Source organism: Rhodobacter aestuarii (genome assembly GCF_900156655.1).
GTDB lineage: Bacteria > Pseudomonadota > Alphaproteobacteria > Rhodobacterales > Rhodobacteraceae > Rhodobacter > Rhodobacter aestuarii.
Map to the genome: position 1 here is coordinate 1 of NZ_FTOG01000022.1, position 7,184 is coordinate 7,184.

General features: G+C 60.5%; 8 protein-coding genes and 1 pseudogene. 5 read left to right on the forward strand and 4 right to left on the reverse strand.

The window, feature by feature from the left end; translation table 11 throughout:
• The first annotated feature begins 200 nt into the window (after nucleotides 1-200).
• The 5 genes and pseudogenes from BW967_RS18165 to BW967_RS19005 all read left to right on the forward strand — a co-directional run bounded on the left by BW967_RS18165 (nucleotide 201) and on the right by BW967_RS19005 (nucleotide 4,360).
• Nucleotides 201-500: a PAAR domain-containing protein gene (locus BW967_RS18165; RefSeq protein ID WP_076486522.1), complete on the forward strand. Its 300-nt coding sequence runs from the start codon at nucleotides 201-203 to the stop codon at nucleotides 498-500.
• A 704-nt stretch (nucleotides 501-1,204) separates the two neighbouring features.
• Nucleotides 1,205-2,545, forward strand: coding sequence for a Hint domain-containing protein (locus BW967_RS18175; protein ID WP_076486524.1), 1,341 nt, complete (start codon nucleotides 1,205-1,207; stop codon nucleotides 2,543-2,545).
• Nucleotides 2,546-2,614: 69 nt separating this feature from the next.
• Nucleotides 2,615-3,121 carry a GNAT family N-acetyltransferase gene (locus tag BW967_RS18180; protein WP_076486526.1) on the forward strand — a complete coding sequence of 169 codons (507 nt, stop codon included), beginning with the start codon at nucleotides 2,615-2,617 and terminating at the stop codon, nucleotides 3,119-3,121.
• Nucleotides 3,122-3,143: 22 nt separating this feature from the next.
• Nucleotides 3,144-3,779 (forward strand): annotated as a pseudogene (locus tag BW967_RS18185) (beta-ketoacyl [acyl carrier protein] synthase domain-containing protein); the annotation flags it as partial.
• A 59-nt stretch (nucleotides 3,780-3,838) separates the two neighbouring features.
• On the forward strand, nucleotides 3,839-4,360 hold the full coding sequence (locus BW967_RS19005; RefSeq protein ID WP_076486528.1) for a glycosyltransferase: 522 nt from the start codon (nucleotides 3,839-3,841) through the stop codon (nucleotides 4,358-4,360).
• A gap of 91 nt (nucleotides 4,361-4,451) precedes the next feature.
• Here BW967_RS19005 and BW967_RS18195 read toward each other — a convergent pair whose 3' ends face one another.
• From BW967_RS18195 to BW967_RS18210, 4 genes are read right to left on the reverse strand one after another with little or no spacing between them, the layout of a single operon-like run.
• The gene (locus BW967_RS18195; RefSeq protein ID WP_076486530.1) at nucleotides 4,452-5,096 is read right to left on the reverse strand and encodes a hypothetical protein; all 645 of its coding nucleotides are present in this window, start codon (nucleotides 5,094-5,096) and stop codon (nucleotides 4,452-4,454) included.
• Entirely contained in the window at nucleotides 5,093-5,860 is a 768-nt protein-coding gene (locus BW967_RS18200) for a hypothetical protein (protein WP_076486532.1), read from the reverse strand. Before BW967_RS18200 ends, BW967_RS18195 begins: the two co-directional genes overlap by 4 nt.
• Before the next feature lies 1 nt (nucleotide 5,861).
• Nucleotides 5,862-6,812: a DUF3396 domain-containing protein gene (locus BW967_RS18205; protein ID WP_076486533.1), complete on the reverse strand. Its 951-nt coding sequence runs from the start codon at nucleotides 6,810-6,812 to the stop codon at nucleotides 5,862-5,864.
• Nucleotides 6,809-7,075 carry a hypothetical protein gene (locus tag BW967_RS18210; protein WP_076486535.1) on the reverse strand — a complete coding sequence of 89 codons (267 nt, stop codon included), beginning with the start codon at nucleotides 7,073-7,075 and terminating at the stop codon, nucleotides 6,809-6,811. Before BW967_RS18210 ends, BW967_RS18205 begins: the two co-directional genes overlap by 4 nt.
• Between the last annotated feature and the right edge of the window lie 109 nt (nucleotides 7,076-7,184).

Here is a 7,184-nt window from a genome sequence, read left to right on the forward strand (position 1 = left end):
ATCGCGCACTTCAGGGGAAAACTTGTTCGTTGTTTTGCTCATGATGCTCCATCCTACTCGGGTGTTGGAGCCTCCGGCAAACCCGGGGCGGTTCAGATCACCGACTGGATTGACTTGCGGACTGCCGTTTCCAGTTGGCCAAGACTTGCTCTTCTACGCGCTATATTCGATATTGACCGACCTTGAAATAGGAAACCCCGATGCCCGCAGCGACCCGCCTTGGCGACACTGGCTCCGGCCATGGCTGCCACTTTCCGCCCACTCCGGCAACCGGGGCTTCGGGCGATGTCTTCGTCAACGGGATTGGCGCGGTGCGGCAAGGCGACGCCTACGCCCCCCACGCCTGCGGCGTCTGCCCCGCGCCCCCACATCCGCGCAGCCTGTCGGGCGGCTCTGGCACGGTCTTCATCAACGGCAGACCGGCAGGGCGCGTGGACGACGCGATCGGCTGCGGCGGTTCGGCTGCAGCGGGTTCCGGCGATGTTTTCTTCGGGGGGTGAAAGCCAGTAGGGATCTTTGCTGTGAGGTGCGTCAACGGCGGCTTCGACGGAAGCACTGCGGGGCGAGACTGGCCGCTTTGGGCCGAGAAGATCTGAACGTCCTCGCGGACAAGGGGTATTTCAGCGGCGCCGAAATCCTGTCGTGCCACACCGCGGGCATCACCACGACGGTGCCGCGCCCCGCAACCTCGGGCAATGCGGCCATCCAACACCCATAGCCATCTCCAGGCTCCTCGCGGCTTCGTCCTTGGGAGGTTTTCCAACGCGGGCCGAGCACCTGACGCCACCCTCACGACACGGCCCGCGTCGAAAAACCTTCACCATTGCCGCCCTTCGCGTCATTGATCACGGCGCCCTGAAGCAGCCGCTCGAGCGCACTGCAGCAAGAGGCGCAGTCAGCCCATGACCGCCCTTCGTGCCCAGGGAAAGCATGACTTGAGCGGCGGCGCGTGAGCGGCAGAGCGGACTATCTGCTGCGCCGCATGGCGAGCTCAGACTAGTACCGGCGGCCGTTTGCAAAAAAGCCAGCCATCGGGGAAGAGTTGACCGAGCAACGCCACAATTGCGCTCAATCTCAAATCCAGCATAGCACTACCTGCTTAATTATCCCTAAATTGTACCGAAATCAGCCTTGGGGCGTCAAAGCCTTGTCAAGTTTCATCACCCAGAATTTCTTAATTGATAGAAGAGATTCGGGGTGAAACGTGGCCAATGCCACGCTGACAGGCAACGCATCAAACAACGGCGCGACGATCACGAACGCGACGGATGGCTCTGGTGTGCCCTCTCAGAACGGCAGTGACGTCACCCTCACAATCGCAAATGCAACGCTCAGCGGCACAGGTCATTTCTATGACGTCGATTTCCTTGGGGGAAACGACAGCCTTATTGCCTGGAACATGCCCTGGGCAAACCCCGACGCGGGTGACAGCCTCGCCTTTGACAATATCTCGATGGGCACCGGCGATGACCTTGTCGAATTACACCGATCAGCGTTTTACGATACGACCGATATGGGGGACGGGAATGACACGCTCATTCTCGACAATTCCGGTGGCCGAAATGTCATCATGGGGACTGGCAACGACCTGACTAGGGTCGGGATGGAGCAGGCCGGGGCAGCCTCCGAGGAAGAGCTTGCGCAAAAAGCAGGTGTATCCCCCTTAGATATTGATGGTGGCACGGGCACCGACACACTCAATTTGGTTGGCGATTGGACACTCACCCTTTCAGCAGGAAGCTTCACCCTCGACACGAATAGTGATGGGATTGGGGATTCCGTGACCAGTATTTTGCGATCGGATCAGTATGGTCAGGTGTTGGGCATGCCGACCTTGCTTTCGGGCACGGTGCAATGGGGAGATACAATTACCCTGTCGGGGGGCGACACGGTCGTAGCGCAAAGCACGTTTTCGAACTTCGAGGCGCTCAATGCCGTTTGTTTCACACCAGGCACATTGATCGATACGCCTGAAGGACCCCGCCCGGTCGAAACCCTTGCGGTGGGCCATAGCGTCATCACGCGCAAAGGGGCACTTCCGGTGCGCTGGATCGGCAAACGTCACCTGTATCTGGTTGACCTTATGGCCAATCCCAAACTTCTCCCGATCCTTATCCCGCGCGGCGCTTTTGGCGATGGTCTGCCCGTAAGAGACATGCATCTGTCGCCACAGCACCGCATCGTGGTGCGCTCGGAAATCGCCGAACGCATGTTTGGGGATCGTGAGGTGTTGGTTGCTGCAAAACAGCTTGTCGGCATCGCGGGCATTGAGGTCGATGGCGAAGTCTCAGGCGTTGTTTATTATCACTTCATGCTCGATGAGCATGCTGTCGTGATAGCGGATGGGATTGAAGCGGAGACACTTTATCCCGGCCCGCAAGCACTCAGCTTTGTTCCGACGGACGCGCGCGCCGAGATCGAAGCACTGTTTCCAGACTTTTCGGAACGTGCCCCCACCCGCGCGCTGCCATTTCTTAAGGGGCGGGACGCACGTGCCTTAGCCGCGCGTCATATTCGCTCTGGTCAGCCCCTCTGGTCCTCGTAAAATTCATGCGCTAGGCTCATAAATAAGTTGCTGGACGAGCTATCCCGCAGCCAAGAGCAGGAGCCATCGGTGCAAAGCAGCCTCTCCGCCGAAGAACGGCGCAAAGTGATGATAAAACTCGGTGAAGAGGTTGCCGACGTACCGCATATATTGCCGCTTGTGCATCAGATGCATCGCGAAAGCCTATTTTCCGATCTACCATTCGACCAGCCGCAATTTGAGCAAATCATCGGTTTCATCCGAGACAATCCCGGCTTCAACGGGGCGCTTTACGTGGAATATGACGGCCAGCCCGTGGCCTTTGCCTATTACGTTTTTCGCCCCTTCATGGGGAGCCGCCAAAGCTGGATCACGGTGATGCACACACTTTATCTGCGTGCCGACATCCGCTCCACCCCGGTAGGCGGTTACATCTGGGAGCGCATCATGCTTGCCGTAAGAACCTGGTCCGCCCCGCGCGGCGCTAAGGGGATCATGTTCAACGTCACCTCCGGTATCGCAGTGGAAGAGACTGATACCGTTTTGCGCTCAGGCGGGGCAACTCATCTGGGCGGCAATTACTTTATGCGGATCTAGAGATGGCCAGCGGGGCGACAATATGACTGCGCGGGCGCGAAATGCGCCACTGATCACAGGGATCGGCTTGCGGCTGCCCGGCGCGCAGGGGCTTGCGGCAGCATGGCGCATTTTGGCAGAGGGGCGCTCGACTGTTTCCAAGGTCAATGCCCGCGGCTTTGACCCGGAGCTTTACCTCGACCCAAAGCCCGGTCGGCGGGGCAAGACCGTAACCTTCGCGGCAGGCCAGCTTGAGAATTTGTGGCACTTTGACCCCGGTGTTTTCGATATAAGCCCGCGCGAAGCTATGGAAATGGACCCGCAGCAGCGGCTGATGCTGATGGCGGTGCAGGAAGCTGTCGATGATGCCGGACTCGACGTCGCCGAACTAGCCGGGCCACGCACCGGCGTTTTTATCGGGGCCTCCATCGTTGAGAACCTCTCGCCCTTTTATTATGACGCCGCGCGAGGCGGTTCGACATTCACACTTGGAAACACCTTGGCGATCATTGCCAATCGGGTTTCGGCCACGTTCGACTTTCGTGGCCCCAGCCAAGTCATTGACACTGCGTGCTCTTCTGCACTGACAGCGCTTGACACCGCTGCCGGAGCATTACGGCGCGGTGAACTGGACATGGCGGTGGTGGGCGGAGTGCATGTGGTGCGCACCCCGGGCGGCTTCGTCGGCTTACCTATACCACCCGCGGTCTGGAACCGCTGCGGGGCTTTCCGCAATTCATGCGCGCAGTCGAACTTCTGCAAAACCGCCGCAAGGATTTTGAAACACTCGTCATCGCGCAAGATAGCGTATCTTACGGCCAACGCCTGCCGAAAGACGACGGATGGGGCAAGCGCGCCCTCAAAGCACTCGACCTTGATCAAACGCGATTACACCTGCATGGGCTCAAACCGCGCGACGAATATCTAAAGGTCCTGCAAGCCTCGACCGCGCATGTCTATTTTACTGAACCCTTCGTAACGTCGTGGTCCCTCTTGGAGGCTATGGCTGCGGGCTGCCTAGTGATCGGCTCCAATACCGCTCCTGTCCGCGAAAAGGTCGACGATATGGCAACAGGGATTTTGGTCGACATGGACGACCGCGACGAGGTCGCGGAGATGATCGAATGGGTCTTTAACAATCCGCTCGAAGCAGCGGAAATACGCGCGCAGGCGCGCGAATTCGTGCTGGAGCATTTTGATGCGCGTAAAGTTTTTGCGAAAAAGGCAGAATATTTACGTGCGCTGGTGGCACTCGACTAGGCGCCAGGCTTCGGAAACGGATTTCTGTCGATCAATTAAGTTCGCCCAAGAGATTTGAATCCGCTCGCGGGTTTAGCGTTGGTAGGCCGCCTTAGCGGAAACGCACGGCCCCGAAATCCGCCCTTTCACAACCCCAGTGTCGATCGCGCGGTTTCTCGTGCTCGGCCTCGCCCGGCACGAACCCCCAAGGCGTCGCCTTGGAAAAAAGCGCGTCTTTGGCCAGAAGTGCGTTCAGCCGGTCCCGGCAGGCGTGGCTGTCGGCTGCGATCAGCAAGGCAGGCTGCCCCTGTGCTGCGAAACGCGCCACCGTGGCCAGTGCCTGCGCCGTCGTTCCGACACCGCCCTGCAGCAGATGCACCTGCGTTTGCGGCCCGCACCAGCCCGAAGCCGCCAGCATCTCCAGCACCTGCCGCGCCAGCGCCTGCGCCTGCACAAAGCCGATATCGGCCGCCGGAAGCAGCACGACCAATGCGGCATTGCCCGGCCAAGTCAGATTTGCCTGCGCCATCTGCGCCACCAGATCGTGCAGCGCCGTACCGATTAGGGTGACGACCCGGATCGCCACCCCCGCAAGGTCCGCGTTGGGCGCAAAGGCGCAGAGCTGTCCCTGATAATCGGAACCGATCACATCCTTGCGCCGATAAAGGGGCTCGTTCCCCTCGGTCAAGGCCTGTTTGATCGGAGCCAGCCCCGGGCCAAAAGCCGTGGCTAGACCAAAGGCCGCCAGCGGGATCATCGTTCAAGGCCAAGCGGTTCGGGCACCGGGGATACGCCCAGACAGGTCAGAATGGCGCGCAGCGAGGCCGCTTCGAAGGAAGCGTCGGCAAGGATCAGATCGTCGCCGTCGGTAAAATACTCTTCGTCGCCCAATTCGTGTTCTGCGTCCTGGCCCAGAGGCCAGAAGGCGCCAAAGGCAGAGGCCAGCAACAACGCATCTTCCAGATCCGAGCCGGGCATTGCCTTGGCGCAGCCCGGGATTTCCAGCCGCTCGCCTTGCCAGACCTCTCCCGCGGCGCCGCCAAGCCAGAACGGATCGAAGGGCTGGGCTGGGCCGTTTCCCGCGCCGTGCAACTCCACCCCTGCCACGGCGGTTTCGAAATCGACGCCTGACCAGAGCGCCCGGGCCTGCGCCGCGTCGCCGTCCAGCGCGTCAAGCAACCGGGCATAGCCTGCGGGATCGGCATTATGCAGGCCGACGGCGATGCGAGTGGAGATCACCAGAAGATCAGGCGGCAGGGACGAGGGCGATTGCAGATGCAGCGCCACGCCTGCCCGCTCGGGCAAGGGCTCGGCGTGGCAGGCAAGCCCCCGCAGCCCCAGAAAGCCGTGCGCGGCCAAGGTTTCGATATGCCGCATCGCATCCCCGACCTTCTCGGCCAGCCCCGCCGCGCGCCCGGTGGCGGCGAAGTCCGCACCGTAGCGCAGCACGATCGCGGCGCGCTCGAGTTGGGCCGGCATCGGCGTGGCGGCGATCTTGCGAGTGTATTTCTGCGTCGTCATCTCAGGCGTCGAACCTCCCATACCAGGCTTCAAGCCGGTCCAGCCCGCTGTTGTCGATCGCACCGCCAAAAAAGGCCTTGCTCGCATAGGGCCAGTCTGCGCGTACCGGGCGCAAGGCGTCGGCAACTGAGCTATAAAGGGAGATGTCCTCTGCTTCGTTGACATCGCCCCAGATCGGCTGCGGCCCCGCCGTGATCGAGGTGAACCGCTCCGAGGCAACGACGCTGAGCCCTTCGACCCCGGCAAGTTCCGCAAGATCGGGCAACCGTTCCAGAAACTCGCGCCCGACGAGGGTGCGCCAGCCGATATCAGGCACCGAAAGGACCGGCGTCTCGCCAAGGCGCAGCTGCTCGAACGAGGCCTCGCGGCGCAGTGCGCTCTCGACCCGGTCCGGCTGCACTTCGATCGCGCAACGGTAGCGCGTTGCGACACGGGGCAACAAGAATATCAGGCTGTCCAGCGCCACCGGCTGGAACATCCCATAGCCCATTACGCCCCAGATTACGGGCAAGTCAGCGACAATCTGCTGAACCCTTTCGGCAAATATGACGCAGCGGGGGTCATCTGGCGGAAGCTCGATCTGGATCGTCGCAAGATAGGCGCGTTGCTCGAGACGGATGTGCGGCGGACCGGAACAGTCGAAATCATCGAACCAGCGCGCGAACCGCAACGTCGAAGGCCATTGCCATTCGGTTTCGGCGGCCCATTTGACCGCTTTGGCGATCACCTTGTCGTTGATGTATTCGGCGCCCAGTTTCTTGATCCGCCCCCCGGCATGCCCGAAGATCATGTCGGTGTGATCGAGCCCCTCGAGAAACAGTGCGAGCAGCTTGCCCGCGGCGTCCTTCATCGACGGGTCACCCAGCGCGCGATCAATATGCAGCAGAATACGAAAACTCGGGAGCGCATAGACGCGCTCACCATCGCGACGCAAAGGTCCGGGTGTCGTCATGAAATGGGGCCTTTCTTACCAGGTTTACGGTCACATTCGCAGGTTTCGTTATCGACTTTCTCGGGCTCCACCCCGTCAGGCAGGGCTTTCTCATAGGCCTGTTCCTGCATCTGTTTTTCCTGCCAGTCGTCTACATAGCCTGTCTGCGGGTCATCGAATTTGAAATCATAGATCTTTTCCAGCCCGCCCTCGTCGTTCATCACCGCGAAATCCGGTTTGACCTTGATCGCGGTGTCAAAGATCGTGTCGGCGCCCTTGACCATGTCGTAAACATCCTTGACCTAGCGGGCGTTACTGGGGAGACGTTTTTCGCAACGACGACGGCACGCATTGAAGCCATGAAAGAGGCCGAACTGGCCATCGGCAACGGCA

Bases quoted from the DNA above. Each gene is read 5' to 3' on its own strand.
- BW967_RS18165 (WP_076486522.1), top strand. From the start codon at position 201: ATGCCCGCAGCGACCCGCCTTGGCGACACTGGCTCCGGCCATGGCTGC.
- BW967_RS19005 (WP_076486528.1), top strand. From the start codon at position 3,839: ATGCGCGCAGTCGAACTTCTGCAAAACCGCCGCAAGGATTTTGAAACA.
- BW967_RS18195 (WP_076486530.1), bottom strand. From the start codon at position 5,096: ATGATCCCGCTGGCGGCCTTTGGTCTAGCCACGGCTTTTGGCCCGGGG.
- BW967_RS18200 (WP_076486532.1), bottom strand. From the start codon at position 5,860: ATGACGACGCAGAAATACACTCGCAAGATCGCCGCCACGCCGATGCCG.
- BW967_RS18205 (WP_076486533.1), bottom strand. From the start codon at position 6,812: ATGACGACACCCGGACCTTTGCGTCGCGATGGTGAGCGCGTCTATGCG.
- BW967_RS18210 (WP_076486535.1), bottom strand. From the start codon at position 7,075: ATGGTCAAGGGCGCCGACACGATCTTTGACACCGCGATCAAGGTCAAA.